14 protein-coding genes are annotated in these 16,955 nt (G+C 40.3%); 5 read left to right on the top strand and 9 right to left on the bottom strand.

What is annotated here, in order from left to right:
• Position 1 precedes the first annotated feature (1 nt).
• The 6 genes from GR160_RS17490 to GR160_RS17465 form a co-directional block, all read right to left on the bottom strand.
• Positions 2-2,404, bottom strand: a complete 2,403-nt coding sequence (locus GR160_RS17490) for a DUF5686 and carboxypeptidase-like regulatory domain-containing protein (protein ID WP_160751194.1) — start codon at positions 2,402-2,404, stop codon at positions 2-4.
• Between the two features lie 118 nt (positions 2,405-2,522).
• Positions 2,523-3,347 (bottom strand): YgcG family protein, encoded by an 825-nt coding sequence (locus tag GR160_RS17485; protein ID WP_160751193.1) that lies wholly within the window; start codon positions 3,345-3,347, stop codon positions 2,523-2,525.
• Positions 3,347-3,784 (bottom strand): TPM domain-containing protein, encoded by a 438-nt coding sequence (locus GR160_RS17480; RefSeq protein WP_160751192.1) that lies wholly within the window; start codon positions 3,782-3,784, stop codon positions 3,347-3,349. Before GR160_RS17480 ends, GR160_RS17485 begins: the two co-directional genes overlap by 1 nt.
• 4 nt (positions 3,785-3,788) lie before the next feature.
• The gene (locus GR160_RS17475) at positions 3,789-4,388 is read right to left on the bottom strand and encodes a LemA family protein (RefSeq protein ID WP_160751191.1); all 600 of its coding nucleotides are present in this window, start codon (positions 4,386-4,388) and stop codon (positions 3,789-3,791) included.
• A gap of 11 nt (positions 4,389-4,399) precedes the next feature.
• Positions 4,400-4,729, bottom strand: a complete 330-nt coding sequence (locus tag GR160_RS17470) for a MerR family transcriptional regulator (protein WP_160751190.1) — start codon at positions 4,727-4,729, stop codon at positions 4,400-4,402.
• Positions 4,729-5,706: a M23 family metallopeptidase gene (locus tag GR160_RS17465; RefSeq protein WP_160751189.1), complete on the bottom strand. Its 978-nt coding sequence runs from the start codon at positions 5,704-5,706 to the stop codon at positions 4,729-4,731. The genes GR160_RS17470 and GR160_RS17465 overlap by 1 nt, the downstream gene beginning before the upstream one ends.
• Before the next feature lie 160 nt (positions 5,707-5,866).
• On the opposite strand from GR160_RS17465, the gene alaS reads away from it, so the two are divergent.
• The 5 genes from alaS to GR160_RS17440 all read left to right on the top strand — a co-directional run bounded on the left by alaS (position 5,867) and on the right by GR160_RS17440 (position 12,144).
• A complete protein-coding gene (gene alaS / locus GR160_RS17460; RefSeq protein ID WP_160751188.1) occupies positions 5,867-8,494 on the top strand; it encodes an alanine--tRNA ligase in 2,628 nt (875 codons plus the stop codon).
• A gap of 486 nt (positions 8,495-8,980) precedes the next feature.
• Positions 8,981-9,358 carry a GxxExxY protein gene (locus GR160_RS17455; RefSeq protein ID WP_160751187.1) on the top strand — a complete coding sequence of 126 codons (378 nt, stop codon included), beginning with the start codon at positions 8,981-8,983 and terminating at the stop codon, positions 9,356-9,358.
• A 40-nt stretch (positions 9,359-9,398) separates the two neighbouring features.
• Positions 9,399-10,472 carry an acyltransferase gene (locus GR160_RS17450; protein ID WP_160751186.1) on the top strand — a complete coding sequence of 358 codons (1,074 nt, stop codon included), beginning with the start codon at positions 9,399-9,401 and terminating at the stop codon, positions 10,470-10,472.
• A gap of 44 nt (positions 10,473-10,516) precedes the next feature.
• Complete coding sequence (locus tag GR160_RS17445) at positions 10,517-11,473, top strand: GSCFA domain-containing protein (RefSeq protein WP_160751185.1); 957 nt, start codon at positions 10,517-10,519, stop codon at positions 11,471-11,473.
• 56 nt (positions 11,474-11,529) lie between these two features.
• Positions 11,530-12,144, top strand: a complete 615-nt coding sequence (locus GR160_RS17440) for a DUF4230 domain-containing protein (RefSeq protein WP_160751184.1) — start codon at positions 11,530-11,532, stop codon at positions 12,142-12,144.
• 77 nt (positions 12,145-12,221) lie between these two features.
• On the opposite strand, the gene GR160_RS17435 is transcribed toward GR160_RS17440, so the two are convergent.
• From GR160_RS17435 to GR160_RS17425, 3 genes are all read right to left on the bottom strand, one after another.
• The gene (locus tag GR160_RS17435; RefSeq protein ID WP_160751183.1) at positions 12,222-13,982 is read right to left on the bottom strand and encodes an aromatic amino acid hydroxylase; all 1,761 of its coding nucleotides are present in this window, start codon (positions 13,980-13,982) and stop codon (positions 12,222-12,224) included.
• A gap of 167 nt (positions 13,983-14,149) precedes the next feature.
• Complete coding sequence (locus GR160_RS17430; protein WP_160751182.1) at positions 14,150-16,240, bottom strand: T9SS type A sorting domain-containing protein; 2,091 nt, start codon at positions 16,238-16,240, stop codon at positions 14,150-14,152.
• Between the two features lie 116 nt (positions 16,241-16,356).
• Positions 16,357-16,920 (bottom strand): DUF4136 domain-containing protein, encoded by a 564-nt coding sequence (locus GR160_RS17425; RefSeq protein WP_160751181.1) that lies wholly within the window; start codon positions 16,918-16,920, stop codon positions 16,357-16,359.
• Positions 16,921-16,955 lie beyond the last annotated feature (35 nt).

Below are 16,955 nucleotides of genomic sequence, written 5' to 3'. Positions count from 1 at the left end.
TTTACTTGATAGAGAACGACATGGTTACTTTAAAAATGGCATTATCGGCAGCATCGCTGTAAGCATACCCACCATAACGGTAAAACACACCTGCCCCAAGCCCCAGATAACCTATATTAAGATAGTTGAATTTTAAAATGTTATCTACCTGCAGGCCTGTTTCAGAGAAAAATTTATCTTTTGTTTTATAGTTAATAAAACTGTGCCCTTCGGTATGCTTAAGGTTACCCCAACCAAAATTATTATGCAATACCAGTTGTGGTTGGAACCAGTCGGTTTTAAACAGCAAACCACCGAAATTGTGAGACGTAAACAGGTTTACATACCTGTCTGACAAAAATTCGTAAGGCCTTACCGTTTGAAATGTCCTGCGGATGATGAGCGGATATTTGGTATCATAACTTCCCTCGCCGGTAAACAGCATCCCGTAAGGCAATGCGCGATCTATATAACCGCCTTCTAATCGATAAGTAGTGCGCCCCACATTTTTTATAAGGAACGACTGCTCTACCGCTGCTTCAATTTTGTTGTACTCAAAGTTTCCATCAAAAGCACCTTTAAGCCCACGTGCATAGTGCAGGAATAACACAGGATAAACGGTTCCCATGCTTATGTTTTGCCCAAATCCTCCCACAATGCGCTCTTTAAATGCAAACTTAAGGTTAACACCAAGCTCTGTGTTATTATACTGAATGTATGTTTTGCCATTGTGTGTAAAAGCATAATTATACATAGGCGTGGTTCGTCCGGTAGTCAGTCCAATATTCCATTTGGTGTATCGCAAAGCCCTAAAGCCTACTTCGGCCCTGGCTTCCTGCACCCTGTCATATTGATAGCCCAGCAAAGCTCTTGTGTTGTAGGCATTCGGTACCGGAAACTTATAGCCATGCTTCCCGGTTTCGATAAGGTTATCCTGGTATTTTCCCCTAAACACAAACTCGTGTTTTTTTGACACCGTAAACACTGCTTCGCCACTGTATTTCCAGTCATGGTCTTCAAGGCCATAGCCTGCATAGCCACCTATTGAAACATTTTTAATTAGCTTATCGTTAGTGTAAAGCCCCAGCCCCGGCCTCCAGCCTTCGTAGCGGTTAAAAATAAACGCCTTTGTAATATCTACATCTATAAATCCCCAAGGAATGCGCCCTGTGGCAAGCTTTTCAGACAAGGTCATGAGCCTGTCAAAATTGTATTTCTGTCCCAGGCTGTCAATATATTTATAGGTATTCTGTTCATAAATAGTGAGAGGGTCTTTACGCACTCCTGCCCAATACAGGCTGTCTTTTTTCCCGGCATTGTCATCCATGTGTACTGCCTGGAGTGGAAAGTCACGCTTTCGCAATGGCGGATTTATCACTACATCGTCTATGTAACTTTTGCCTTCGGCAACCATTATGCCTAACGCTTTGTTCGGGCTTTCGGCAAAACTCAATACATAGTTTAATTGTTCCGGAAACCAGTAGCCATCTTTCAGACCGTACTGTTGTTGTATTTTTATATCTATTTTGCCTTTTTCATAGGGCGATGCTGTAACGTTTTGCACTGCATATTTATGGGTATTTATATACAGCAGCCCCGTTAACCCTTCAAAATTCTTTTTTGGCAAAGGTTTATAAGACAAAACATAAACCGTATCGTTGTTGGTATATAATGTATCCTGAATGGCAAACTTATATTTATTAAGGCTGCCTTTAGTGACTGGGTTGAGGTAGTTTACATTAAAAAAAGTAATGTTGTCTTTATAAAATGAAAACGGTTGCAGATCGGTTGCCAGGGATGCAAAATGCGGATCTTTTAAACCCGATGCCTTTGTAGCTATAACCTTCTCTTCGCTAATATCTGGGGCAATGAATTTCCGTTCTGATACCGACTCCATCATAAACAAATGCCCGTTTAATTTTTGCTTAAGTTTCAGGCTGTCTTCAGCCTTTTTAAACTTCATGTCAAAAACCACTTTGTTGTAAGTACGGCAGGTAAACGACGGAATATTCTCGGGGTCGTTAATATCTTTATTGGCAATAACCTTTCGCATTATGGCATTCGCCGGATTTTCTCCGCTGATAACTACCTCCTTTAGTTCATTAGAAGAAAACTCCAACCGAATATTCAGATTGAGCGGGTTGCCGTTCAGGATTAAGGTTTGCGTCTTGTAGCCTACATAACTACAGGTAAGCTTGGTTAGGGGCTTTGCAGATGTATAGGTAAACTTACCGTCTATATCGGCTGTAACCCCTGTTGTATTATTATCGTTGAAAACAACGCTGGCAAAAGCAAGGGGCTGTTTGGTAGCTGAATCGGTAATTGTACCGCTAACAGTTGTCTGGCTTATAACTGATGACGAAACAAGCAGGCATAAAAACAACAGCTTCTTTTTAAGAAGAGGTAACGATGATTTTAAAAACATTATAGTATAAGATTGATTGATGTAGTTATACTACGCAATTTTATACAAAAAATTGTACAAAAACTGCAATCCAACACAAAATCCCTCTTATTTTACAAAGTTTTGGTTGTTTTAATATCTACCAGCTACCTCCTGCACCACCGCCACTAAAGCCGCCGCCGCCAAAACCACCACCAAAACCACCTCCGCCTCCGGAGCCAAAACCACCGCCAAAGCCGCCACCCCTTCCGGAGCTCCTGCCCAGGCTGCCTAATATCATTCCTGTAAGTATAGAGTCGGCAATATCGCCGCCGCCACGGCCACCATTACCACCACGGCCACCACCGCCCCTGCGCGACAGGAACGATATAACAACAATAATTATAATGATAAAGAAAACTAATATACCTGCGGCACCGCCACCGTCATTGCCGCCATCACTGCCCTTGCGGGTGCCTTTATATTTCCCGGCAAGCATTTTTATAATTGCGTCGGTACCTTTATCAAGTCCATTATAATAGCTTCCAGCTTTAAATTCAGGAATGATAACTTCACGTGTCATTTCACCCACCTGGCCTGCAGTAAGCCGGTCTTCTACACCATAGCCGGGAGAAATCCATATTTGACGCTCTTTTTCTGCCAGTAAAATAAACACACCATTATCTTCTTTAGAAGATCCTCCCACTCCCCATTCCTGACCCCATTTTGGTGTAAGCAGCCCTATGTTTTCGCCCTTGATTGTAGGTGCAATGGCAATAACAATTTGTGTTGAGGTGCTGTCGGCATAGTTGATTAGCTTGCGCTCCAATTGCTGTTTTTCAGCTTCGGGCAGCAATTTGGCATAATCGTAAACGCTGGTCTGGAAATCAGGCTTTGGCGGAATATCAAACTGTGCAAACCCCGCCTGCGGAAACGCGAAGCAAACGAGTAGCAACAGTATAAATGCGGTATGTATTTTTTTCATTATCCTTTAGATATGGTATCCGGAAGTTCGTTCTTGTCGTCATCGGCATACGGAAAGTAATGCTTAAGCCTTTCGCCTGCGCGCAATATGCCTGCCACAAGCCCTTCGGCAAACAAGCCCTGTTTAAAATGATCTATAACAGTATCTTTAGTACAATCCCAAAAATCATTCTCTACAGCCTTATCAATACCTTCATCGCCCACAATGGCAAACGACTTATCTGCAACGCCCACATAAAACAACACCCCGTTACGGGCGGCGGTTGCATGCATGCCTAAAGCAAGAAAAACCTCCTGTGCCCTTTCGAGCGGAGGTTTTTCAGAATGGTTTTCTATGTGCACCCTTATTTCGCCCGATGTGTTTTTCTCGGCCTGCCCAATAGCTGCAACAACAGCCTCTTCCTGTGCAGGGGTTAAAAATTCGGTTACTTCGGCCATGGGGCTATTTTATATTAAATTCTACATCTACTGGTTTATCGGCACCCTCAACTGCATTAAAGTATGGTTTCTCTTTATATTCGCCAACGAACATAGAGTTAGGGAATTTCAGCACGTAATTATTATAATCCTTAACGGTTTCATTATAGCGGTTTCTTGCCGTTTGTATTGTATTCTCTGTTGAGGCAAGTTCGTCCTGTAATTTCAAGAAGTTTTGGTTTGACTTCAGGTCAGGATACCTTTCTACAGTTACGTTACCTATAAGCTTATTAACCGACCCCATAAGTTCTGATTGTGCTTTTGCAAATGCCGCAAGCTGCTCCGGTGTGGCGTTAGATGGGTCTACCTGCACAGAATTTGCCTTAGAGCGTGCCTCGGTAACCTCTACAAGTGTGCTTTTTTCAAAATTTGCTGCGCCCGATACTGTTTTTACAAGGTTGCCTATAAGGTCGTTCCTGCGCTGGTAAGAAGTGTTAACATTACCCCATGATTCGGCAACATTTTGATTTTCCGCAATAGCGCCATTTTTAACTTTCATAGACCAAAAAAAGCCTATTACAATTATTGCTACAATAATAAGTACGGGTATTAACCACTTTTTCATTTTTCTATTTTTTAGAGTTCGTTTTTAATGTTTGTCAACTGGGTTTTTATAGCTTCTAATTTACGGATAATTTCAAACTTATCCAGCGTTTTTTTCTGTCCTTCCTTCAGGTGTACTTTTGCCCCTTCGAGCGTAAACCCACGCTCTTTAACCAAGTGATAAATAAGTTGCAGGTTTTTTACATCTTCCGGAGTAAACATACGGTTGCCCTTGGCATTCTTCTTAGGCTTAAGGATGTCGAACTCCTTATCCCAAAAGCGAATTAGGGATGCGTTAACATCAAAAGCCTTAGCGAGTTCGCCTATACTGTAGTATCGTTTTTCGGGCAGGTCTAAATGCATTAATCGAGGGATTGGTTTTCCTGGTTAGCTAATTTAGAAATTAAAATGTATTCTTTAGCAGAAATATTGCCGTAATAAAAATTTAACGGGTTTACCACAGGTCCGTTCTTGTGCACTTCATAGTGCAGGTGAGGTGCTTCGCTGCGCCCTGTACTGCCTACATAGCCAATAACATCACCGCGTTTTACCCTTTGCCCGGCCTTGGCCTTGTAGCGGCTAAGATGCCCGTAAAGTGTTTCATAACCATAGCCGTGGCGGATAACAATATGGTTACCGTATCCGGACGCGCGTGCATCGGCAATTGTTACCACGCCATCTCCGGTCGCATAGACAGGCGTGCCGGTGCGGGCAGAAAAATCCATCCCGGCGTGAAACTTACGCACCTTTGTAAAAGGATCGGTCCTGTATCCAAAACCCGATGCCATGGCACGCAGGTCTTCGTTCTTTACAGGCTGAATGGCCGGAATAGCGGCCAGCAGTTTTTCTTTGTCTTTTGCAAGCTTGGCTATCTCATCCAGCGATTTGCTTTGTATAACCAGTTCCTTTGCCAGTACGTCGAGCCTTTTAGTAGTACCCTCTACCAGTTGCGAATTGTTGTAGCCCTCCAGCCCCTTGTATCGGTTTACCCCTCCAAATCCTGCCTTGCGCTGCTCTTCGGGTATTGGTGTACTGTTAAAATAAGTGCGGTACAGGTTGTTGTCGCGCTCCTCTACACTGCCCAATGCCTCTTCTATAAGGGCAGTCTTGCGGTTAAGGAGTTCGTACTGAATTTTCATATATTCTATTTCCCTTGCCTGCAGCCTGTCTTTGGGCGTTTCGAAAAAAGGAGTATTTAACAGCACTACAAAACACAAAAAGCCAAACAGCGCGGCTGCGGCAATAAACAGCACCACAACACCTATTTTTTTCCCCTTCCTGGTCTTTATCTTAGTAAAGGCCAGCTTTTCGGAATCGTAATAATATTTTGCCTTCGCCATGTTCTTAAATTATTCTATTTTTGCAGCTTACGGTAAATGCTTTAAACTGTAAAACCATAAACGCACAAATGTAAGAAATGTTACGGTTTTACGCTCATTTTTTGATGTATAAAGGCACTAACCACAGTTGATACAGAACATAAAACAAACTTTCATACCCATGAAAAGCCAGGATATAAGAAAACAATTCCTACAATTTTTTGCCGACAGGGGCCACCTTATCGTGCCTTCTGCTCCCATAGTTACTAAAGACGACCCTACCCTGATGTTTAACAACAGCGGTATGGCCCAGTTTAAAGAATATTTTTTGGGCAATGCCATACCTAAAAGCAACCGTATTGCCGATACCCAAAAATGCCTTCGCGTGAGCGGAAAGCACAACGACCTTGAAGATGTAGGCTTTGATACCTACCACCATACCATGTTTGAAATGCTGGGCAACTGGAGCTTTGGCGATTATTTTAAAAGGGATGCCATTAACTGGGCATGGGAACTGCTAACGGAAGTATATAAAATTCCGAAAGATATATTGTATGTTTCGGTTTTTGAAGGCAACCCCGAAGAGGGTGTGCCGTTTGACCGGGAAGCGTATGATATTTGGAAAGAACTGATAGATGAAGACCGCATATTGCTGGGCAATAAAAAAGACAACTTTTGGGAAATGGGCGACCAGGGTCCGTGCGGACCGTGCTCTGAAATTCACGTAGACATCCGCAGTGCCGAAGAGAAAGCTTTGGTATCGGGCAAAAGCCTTGTAAACAACGACCACCCACAGGTTGTAGAGATATGGAACAACGTGTTTATGGAGTTTAACCGCAAGGCCGATAAAAGCCTTGAGAAACTGCCTGCACAACACGTAGATACCGGTATGGGCTTTGAGCGCCTTTGTATGGTATTGCAGGGTGTTACGTCTAACTATGATACCGATGTTTTTACACCGCTTATCGAAAAAATTGAAAGCCTTACAGGCAAAAAATACACTATAAAGGCGGCTAACGAAACCGAAGACAAAACCAATATTGCCATTCGCGTTATTGCCGACCACGTTCGTGCCGTGGCTTTTGCCATTGCCGATGGTCAGCTGCCGTCTAACGGTGGTGCGGGCTATGTCATCCGCAGGATATTAAGGAGGGCTATCCGTTACGGGTTTACGTTCCTTGATACTAAAGAACCGTTTATTAACCAGCTTGTGGCGGTGCTTGCTGCACAAATGGGTGAATTTTTCCCTGAGATTAAATCGCAACAAGCATTGGTTACTAATGTGATTCGTGAGGAAGAGGCCTCGTTCTTAAGAACGCTTGACCAGGGATTACAGTTGCTTGACAACGTAATTACCCAGACTGAAGGCAAGGAAGTAAGTGGTGCAAAAGCTTTTGAACTGTATGATACTTTTGGCTTTCCGGAAGACCTTACGGCGCTTATCCTTAAAGAAAAAGGATATACGTATGATAAAGACGGTTTTGATGCCGAGCTTAAAAAACAAAAAGACCGCAGCCGTGCTGCAAGCGAAGTAGCTAAAGACGACTGGGTTACCCTTGTTGACGGCAATACCGAAAGTTTTGTGGGCTATGACCAGCTTGAAAATGAGGTTAACATTACACGCTACCGTAAAATAGATTCTAAAAAGGACGGATTATTATATCAGATAGTGCTTGACGCTACACCATTTTACCCTGAAGGCGGCGGCCAGGTGGGCGATAAAGGCGTACTGAAATCGGCCAATGAAAGCATTGAAGTTATTGATACTAAAAAAGAGAATAACCTTATACTGCATATTACAAAATCGCTGCCGGAAAACGTAAATGCTGCCTTTACTGCTGTAGTAAACGAAACGCTAAGGGACGAGTCGCAAAGCAACCATACCGCTACGCACTTACTGCACCAGGCATTGCGTACTATATTGGGCACGCACGTAGAGCAAAAAGGATCATTGGTTAGCCCTAACTACCTGCGTTTTGACTTTTCGCACTTTAGTAAAGTAACCGACGAGCAGCTTAAAGAGGTAGAAGATTTTGTAAACGCCCGCATACAGGAACACCTACCGCTTATAGAGCGCAGGAATATTCCGTTTAAACAGGCGGTTGAAGAAGGTGCCATGGCATTGTTTGGCGAAAAATATGGCGACAGTGTACGTGCTATTAAATTTGGCGACAGTATGGAGCTTTGCGGCGGTACGCACGTAAAAAACACTGCCGATATATGGTATTTTAAAATTATCAGCGAGGGTGCTGTAGCGGCCGGCATACGCCGAATTGAAGCGATAACCGGAACTGCGGTTAAAAATTTCTTTGCTGCACAGGAGCAAACTCTCGACGAAATTAAGGCTACGCTTAAAAATCCGCAGGACACTTTAAAAGCAGTGGTGTCTTTACAGGACGAGAATGCAAAACTTAAAAAACAGGTAGAGGCATTGCTTCGCGATAAGGCTAAAAACCTTAAAGGCGAACTTGCTGCCGAACTACAGCAAATAAACGGGGTGCAGTTCCTTGCAAAACAGGTGGCACTTGACCCTACTGGGGCTAAAGACCTTGCTTACGAACTGGGCGCTCTTGGCACGAACCTTTTTATTGTGCTTGCTACTGCCGAAGATAACAAACCTATGCTTACCTGCTACATCTCTAAAGAGTTGGTAGCCAAAAAAGGCTTTAATGCAGGTGCTGTGGTTAAAGAGCTTGGCAAATACATTCAGGGCGGCGGCGGCGGCCAGCCTTTCTTTGCTACTGCCGGAGGTAAAAAACCGGAGGGTATTGCTGAGGCACTGGCAGCAGCGGTGAATTTTGTGAAGTAAGAAGTTTTGTGAAAGATTTTTTCTCGCAAAGGCGCGAAGGCGCAAAGCTGTATGGATAAATATTGCACATACAGGCGTTACATAAGTCGCAAAGATTAAAATGCTAAAGCATTTTTGGAGCCGGATAGCATGAGGGTAACGTTCTCGAAAATTACGAAGTAATTTACTTTGCGCCTTATTAAACGTTAGCTTTATGATAACAGTTTACACATACAGCTTTGCGCCTTCGCGCCTTTGCGAGAAAATAAAATATTGAGAAAAATGTCACGCAAAGCCACTTTGATAAATAATTGCTTATGAAGTCTGTTTAAAAGTCGCAAAGATTAAAATGCTAAAGCATTTTTTTAAGCCTGTCGGCTTTGCATTCTTAAGAAATTACGAAGTAATTTACTCTGCGCCTTATTAAACGTTAGATTTATGATAACAGTTTATGCATACAGCTTTGCGTCTTCGCGCCTTTGCGAGAAATAAAATTAAATAGTTCCCATGACTGAAAATGAGATTTCTAAAATAATCGTTGACACTTGCTACAGGATACATGTCAAACTTGGTCCCGGTCTTTTAGAAACAGTTTATGAAACTATTTTATACTATGAGTTAACCAAATTGGGTTTAAAAGTTGAGCGTCAAAAAGCATTACCGTTATTTTGGGATGATTTAAAAATGGACGTGGGTTTTCGGGCTGATCTTATTGTTGAAGATAAAGTTATAATAGAAATTAAATCGGTAGAACAGCTTAATTCTGTCTGTTTAAAACAAGTGCTAACGTATCTTAAAATTACAAACTGTAAGTTAGGGTTGCTGGTTAATTTTAATGAGGAACTGATTAAAAACGGAATTACAAGAATTGTAAATAATCTCTAAATTTGATTTCTAACTTTATTATTACAAATAACAGTCCACATTGACAGATAAATATACCAGCTCCAAAATAGTAGCTATATCTTTCCTGCTCCAAATTTTTGTGGTGCTGATACACTCTATAAATCTCATTTTTAATTTTGGTGAAGAAAGCCTTAAAGCCCAAAGAACACTAAATTCTTTCACACAAAACTTTATCAGTAAAGGTTTGACAAATATTGCGGTGCCAATGTTTTTTATTATTTCCGGGTATCTGTTCTTCTGTAAAATTAAAACGGGTACCACAACAGAGTTTAAAGATAAATTTAAAAATAGGTTTAAAACACTCGCCATCCCGTACTTATTTTGGTCGCTATCCGGCATTTTGCTTTTTTTTATTCTCCAGTCTTTTCCGTTTTCAAAACCTTTCTTTACAAAAGATCTTGTTCAGGATTATGATTTTGACAAGTGGATACGAACCCTATTTTATTTACCCATAGCCGCACAACTATGGTTCATCCGCGACCTGATTGTTCTTATAATAATCAGTCCGCTGTTGTATAGGTTACTAAGTTTAACCCCAAAAGCAATCCTTCTATTTAGCTTTGTATTTTGGTGTTCCAACACACGGATATATTTATTTTCTCCCGAATCGTTACTTTTCTTTCTTATAGGGAGTTATTGGGGTATAAGTAAAATCAGTCTTCAAAATTTACCGCGTGTAAAAAACAGCACGCTTTTATTAGTGCTCTGGATAGTATTAATAACTGTAAAAACGCTGTTAACCGAAAATCATTTCCATATAAAATGGATGGTTATATTGCTGAACAAAGCAAGCATAATTACGGGCATTATTGCACTTTGGTATTTCTACGATATTCTTTATAAAGATGTCGATATTACCCAAAAAAGATATTACGTCCTTTTTAAATATTCGTTCTGGATATATGTTGCCCATCAGCCACTACTTAATATTATTAAAAAAGCATTATTATCGGTTATGGGTTTTACAAACACTACTTCGTTTATTGTCTATCTTGCAGCGCCTTTAATAACCTTACTCATAATTATACCCACAGCAATACTGTTAAGAAGATATGTACCTAAATTCTACTTTTTTACGACAGGCGGCAGATAATATAGTTTTGTAACTTTGCTATATAAACTTTGTAAAGCCACCGCATGCTGTTTTCTACACCAATACCTATTACAGAGGGCGAACATAAAATAAGCCATACCTCACGAGTGCTGTCTTTAGGATCGTGCTTTGCAGTTAATATAGGGCAAAAACTGAACTATTTTAAATTTCGCAACACTATCAATCCGTTTGGTATACTGTTTCATCCTCTGGCGTTAGAAAAGTTTGTTGGATATTCCGTAAACCAAAAAGCATTTACTGAAGAAGATCTTTTTTATCACAACGAGCGTTGGCACTGCTTTGACGCCCACTCTGACCTGAGTCATTCTGACAAAGACGTTTTACTGGCTAACCTGAATACCGCTACCTCCTTAGCCCATGCCGAAATAAAAAAAGCAAGCCATATTGCTATAACCCTCGGAACGGCATGGGTGTATCGTTACAACACCACCAATCAGTTTGTTGCCAATTGCCACAAAGTACCTCAAAAGGAATTTACTAAAGAACTGCTTAACATACAGGCAATAGAACAAAGTTTAAATAATATTATTGATATGATTGCAGAGGTAAACCCCAAGGTGCAGTTAATATTTACCATATCTCCTGTGCGCCACATTAAAGATGGTTTTACTGAGAACCAATGGAGCAAGGCTAACCTGATCTCGGCCTTACATCAAACAATAAACCGTAAACTACAAACATCAAACTGTAATTACTTCCCATCATACGAAATCGTAATGGACGAACTGCGCGATTACCGCTTTTATGCCGAAGATATGATCCACCCGAACCAAACTGCCATTGACTATATTTGGGAACGGTTTACAAAGGCCTGGGTCGACGAGGAATCTCAAACTATAATGAAAACCGTTGATGGCATACAAAAAGGTTTACAACACAGATCTTTTAATCCCGATGGTGAACAGCATAGAACATTTCTATCTAAATTGACTGATAAGATTGCCTCGTTGCAAAAACAGTATCCGCACATTACTTTTTAGGTTTACCCTAACACGGTTCTATTATAAATATTCTTACATTTAAAAATAAAAACCCAATGGTAAAAAAAGTACTTATAGTTGTGGTTATTATTGTGGTGGCAGTACTTGCTTTTCGTTTTTGCGAATTTAAAAAAGACGATACTGAGCGTACTACCATAGAAGAAACTGCGCTTATACAAGAGCAAATCAAAAACGTAGGGAAACTCGTGGTTACCGAAGGTCATTTTAGCGAAGTACTAACCTATAAAGACCAGCAAAAATATTTTATGGATATGATGTCTTTTGAAAAAAAGGCTATTGTTATTGTAAATGCAGATGTTACCGTAGCCTACGACATGAGTAAAATTGAGTATGATATTAACGAGGCTACAAAAACCATTACCATTAAAAATATACCTAAAGAAGAAATTAAGATAAGCCCTGACATTAAATTCTATGATGTACAGCAAAGCCAGATGAATACTTTTAGCGGAGACGATTACAACAAAATAAACAAGACTGCAAGGGAAAACATCAGTAAAAAAATCGAGAAATCTACTCTGAAGAGCAATGCCCAAAACAGGCTTTTAAGCGAACTTTCTAAACTTTTGATACTAACCAATACCATGGGATGGACGCTGCAATATAACGGCGAACAGGTAAATAACGAAAGTATAAATACGTTACTGTAAAAAGCACGAATTTCACAAATCGCCCGGATTGAATCCAGTTTGATCTGTGAAATTCATAGCTAAGCAATAGACAAAAATTAGTTCACGTTTTCTTTTTCAAATATAAGTTCGAGGCCACCCTCAATAAGGTGCGCTATTTTGTTACGCCTTACTTTAAGTTCGTCAAGATATTTTAAAACCTCATCCAGTAATTGGGTTCTACCCTGTTCATTCAACAGCTCGGCTATCTCTACCGACAGTAACCAATCATCAGGATGGTTTTGTTTAAGCAACATAAACAGGCTTTCAAGAATACCGGCATCGTCTTTACCTTCCCTTACATTACGAACCTGCAGGTATAGCTTCTCAAGTTCTTCACGCTCTTCCGAACGCTTTGCCTTAATGGTTTTTGTAGACGGCACATGCGATATCATATCGAAGCTGTTAACATCGGCCGGACCGGAAAAAGCAGAGATCACTTTTTTGCCTACAGCCATATCATAAATACCCCACTCTGGCCTGAACAGTACTGTACCATTATGGGTAACAGTACAGTCTTTAAAACTTATAAGTATAATTTTACCCTGTATATTTCGGGTACCTGTAATAATCTCTCCGTTAACAGTTATACCACCCTCAAACTCTAGTGTAACACGCTCCCCCTCATAAATAGCATAAGCTTTAAGGTCGCGCGGACTCATATCTTCAATAGCAAGATTAATACCATGCAGTTTACCAACAGGGCTGCCAAAACCTTCAGCATGATAATCAGTACTATGCCCTACTAATTCTTTTTCGCGATAAGAAAGGGCTGTCTTTCCTGTAGTTTGTATGTAAATAGGTTTGCCGTTTTCTTCTATAACATTAGTAAATACACCCGAAACCTGCAAACCTGTGCTTAGTTCAACCGTACCCAACGCTTTAGAATTTATAAGCTTTTCTACACCCGAAAGACCTCCGGTGCGTAGTGCCATGGTATTGGCAAACTCTTCGAGTACCTGGCTCAAATAGGCAAAATCCGGTGTAACATAAAGTTGGGGCTGCAGTTTTGTAATATCAAAACCCTGATAGGCAGCTTCAATGCTGTAAGGCAGTTTTTTTACATTATCGGTCATGCACCAGGCACTCTCTCCAATAGAAGACAACAGCCCTGCACCATATATTTTAGGATTTTCGGCAGTGCCAATAAGTCCGTATTCTACCGTCCACCAGTGCAGGTTTCTAATAAGTGCCATTTCAGATGGTTCAACGGGAGCATTCTGCAATTCGTCTACCTTTTTCTCTACAGCATCAATTTCGGCCTGTGGTGTTCCTTCGGCTTCTTTAAGTATTGAAAGCAGCCTTATAGCTTCGTATATTTCATAATCATGTGCCGACGATATAGCTTTACAGCCTATCTCGCCAAAACGCCTTAAATATTCGGCATACTCCGGATTGGCAATAATAGGGGCATGGCCCGCGCCCTCATGAATAATATCGGGCGCAGGAGTATATTCTATGTGCTCAAGCTGACGAATATCCGAAGCAATAACAAGCACATTATATGCCTGAAATTCCATGAACGCATTAGGAGGAATAAACCCGTCTACCGCAACTGCAGCCCAGCCAATTTCCTGCAATATACGGTTCATGCCATACATGCTGGGTATGCTGTTTATTTCGATGCCGGTTTTTTTTAGCCCGTCAAGATAAGAGCTGTGCGCCACACGGCTAAGGTAATTTACATTTTTGCGCATTACATAACGCCACACCGCCTGATTTATAGGAGTATAATCGCTGTAATCCTGTGGCTTTATAAACTGTCTTAAATGCTTAGGCAGCCTTTCTATAAGTGGATTGCTAATGATAGATGCGCTCATAAAATATGAATTTTAATACTACTGTAAAATTACGGATTTGTTATGTAATATTAGCAAATCGTAAAGTTTATAATTTAATTTTTAGCACAATAAAGTTTAAACTGAGAATAGTACAACGCAAAAGCCATGCTTTTGGCATGGCTTTATGTTATAGACTAAAAGTAAAATTATTGCCTTAACAACTTTTCTACTTTCGCACCTTTATCGGTAGTTACTTTTACAAAGTAAATGCCTGAAGCACGGTTAGAAATATCGATCGTTGCACCATGAACAGCCTGCAATAACCTGCCCTGAACATCATACAACTGTACAGACCTGATCTCTGACTTTGCTGTAATCTTTATAACACCGTCAGTCGGATTTGGAGCAACGGTTATAGAATTGTCTGTTGCGAATTTGCCTGCATTCAGAATAGCAAACGTAGTGGTAGCTTCGTTCGTTACAATAGGCCAGTTATAGTCAAAGAAAATATCGGCCTGCTGTGTAACACTACTATTTACCGCAAGGGTTTCCAGTGTTTTTATTTTAAAGGTAACATTACCCTTACCCTCACCCGGTAGTTGTATATCATCAAAATAGAACTCTACTTTGTTGCCTGTTACTCTTGCTTCCATTGGGTGAGAGGCATACAATACCTGCAATGTGCTTAGGTCATATTTTGCAGTATCTATAACGTCTTTAACCACAATAAAGGTTGCAGGGGCAGTGCCTGTATTCTCAAAGTTAATGTTATAATGCAGGTACTCTCCTATTTTGTCAGGACTAACTGTTGCACCTTCAAGGCAGGTAATATCGTTAGGATCATAAGAGCCTACAACAACCTGATCAAAATTAAATACATTATCATACGGTGTTTCATCACCTGTTGATGGGGTAATAGTTGCCGTAAAGTTTAATACATCACCAATATTTACAGCCGGCGTTTCCATGGGGCTGTTTACATTAAGGGTAACATTTACGGCACGGGTTTCAAACGGCAGCAGGTCAGAATAACCAAACGTTACAGAGCCTGCAGACGTAACTGATGGTGTTTGTGATGCCGTAACATAATCAAGCACAGCAGCATCATAAGTAAGAGTCACATTACCGGACAGTGCTTGATTACCCTTGTTTTTATATATAATTTGATACTCGGCATCAAAACCCGGACGGGCAGGAACTAATGATGAAATTATAACCTCAGCATCATTATGCACACCATTAGCAGTTACACAAAAGTTTTGGGTTGTCGTATTGTTATTGTTATCTGCAAAAGTTACTGTAGCAGGTGTGACAGTAAACCAGTTGCTTTCAAATTGCGGGGTAAGGGTAAATGCACCTACCTGAGTATAAAAGTTGTAAGTGCCATTTGAAGTAAACGAAATACCTGAAATTTCACCGCTAATTTCAACAGCCACTAAAGACACAGGCAAATCATTAGCATCGCAACCGTTGTTATCTGCATCAAAAAATACAGTCCCCGTAATTGTGTTATGATTTCCTCCCGGAGTAAAATCACAATAGGTACTTAAAACCACATTCTCTGCTAAATTTATAAAATTATCAGCTTCCCCCTCATCTATACAAACAAATATTTTATTGCTTACTGGCTGAATATCATTTACATAAAAGCTAAAATCAATAGTATAGTTTGCGTTTCCGTTCTTTAAATTTAAATATACGTCATCTAAAAAATTTCTTAATTCAATTGCCAGTAGGTTTATATTGCTACATCCGCTCAAATCTATATTTGTAAGGCTACTGGAAATAAGTTGAAAATTGTTTAACGATGGCTGAACACCCAATTCTAATGATGTAAGAACATTAAGATATTGTAAAGAAACTTCATTAAGGTTTGGTGAATCAGACAGATCAAGACTTGATATCGGATCTCTAAGAATAGCTATTCTACTTAAACTTGTCAATCCTGTTAGATTTATACTTGTAATCCTGCCAATCAAATCAAGGCTTGTTAAATTGGACAGCCCTGTTAAATCAACCGAAATATTATTCATTATACTCAAATGTAATGTTCTAAGATTATTAAATGACTCTATACCTTGCAGAGAAGTAAGGGTGGTGGCTGGAGAAGTTGATACATTTAAACTTGTAACCTCAAGTGCCTCAGACACCTGAATCTCTCCATCATTATTTGTATCTATTGACAACTGGTCACTTAACAAATAATTTTTAAAATTCACATCAGGAATATTCACAATTTGCGCACCTGCAATTCCTGAGACCATCAGGAAAAACATAAAGAATAAAGTTTTTTTCATAAGCAATTTATTAGCGTTTTTAATAAAAGATGAAAAAACTTACTAAAGGTTGCGTTAAAAAAACAAAAAAAGACCCGCTTTCGCGAGTCTTACATGTCAATATTGCATTTCTATTATTATTTATCCTTTTGTGGTGGGAATTTAGCAACTATCTCAGCAACAAATTCGTTTATACGTTCCTGCTTTTTGTTACGGTCCTGAGTCAATACCCCGGTGCCTATGCCCTGCCAAACCAGTTCTTTTTTAGAAGCATCTATAAGATCTATATATAATGTACCTTCGGTGTGGGTGCTTACACTGTTGTAGTTTCCACCCCAACCCCAGGGGCCGCCCCAACCCCAACCGGGTCCCCAGCCATAACCATAATATCCCATTCCGTAGCCGCCCCAATTGTTTACATTAACCTCTTTATTGGCTTTAGTAAAAAAGTTAACCAGTACATCGGGCTTTTCACTTTTAGTGAAACCTTTTTTCTGCAACTCTGCATCGAGGGCTTTTAATATGCGCTTCTTGTCAAGGTCAGATATTTCGGCCTTATCTACCCCGTCTTTAAGGTAACCATAGGTTTTATATTGCGTAAAATCGACAGACTCATCATAATCTGTAGCCACACGCACAGAACTGCACGAAGCCGCCAGCGCAGTGATAAATAAAACTGAGAGCAATTTTATAGTTTTCATGATCGTAGTAAAAAGTTAATTGTTTTCATAATTCA

It is taken from the genome of Flavobacterium sp. Sd200, from assembly GCF_009826935.1.
Lineage (GTDB): Bacteria > Bacteroidota > Bacteroidia > Flavobacteriales > Flavobacteriaceae > Flavobacterium.
This window is presented reverse-complemented; position numbering and strand designations above follow the sequence as displayed.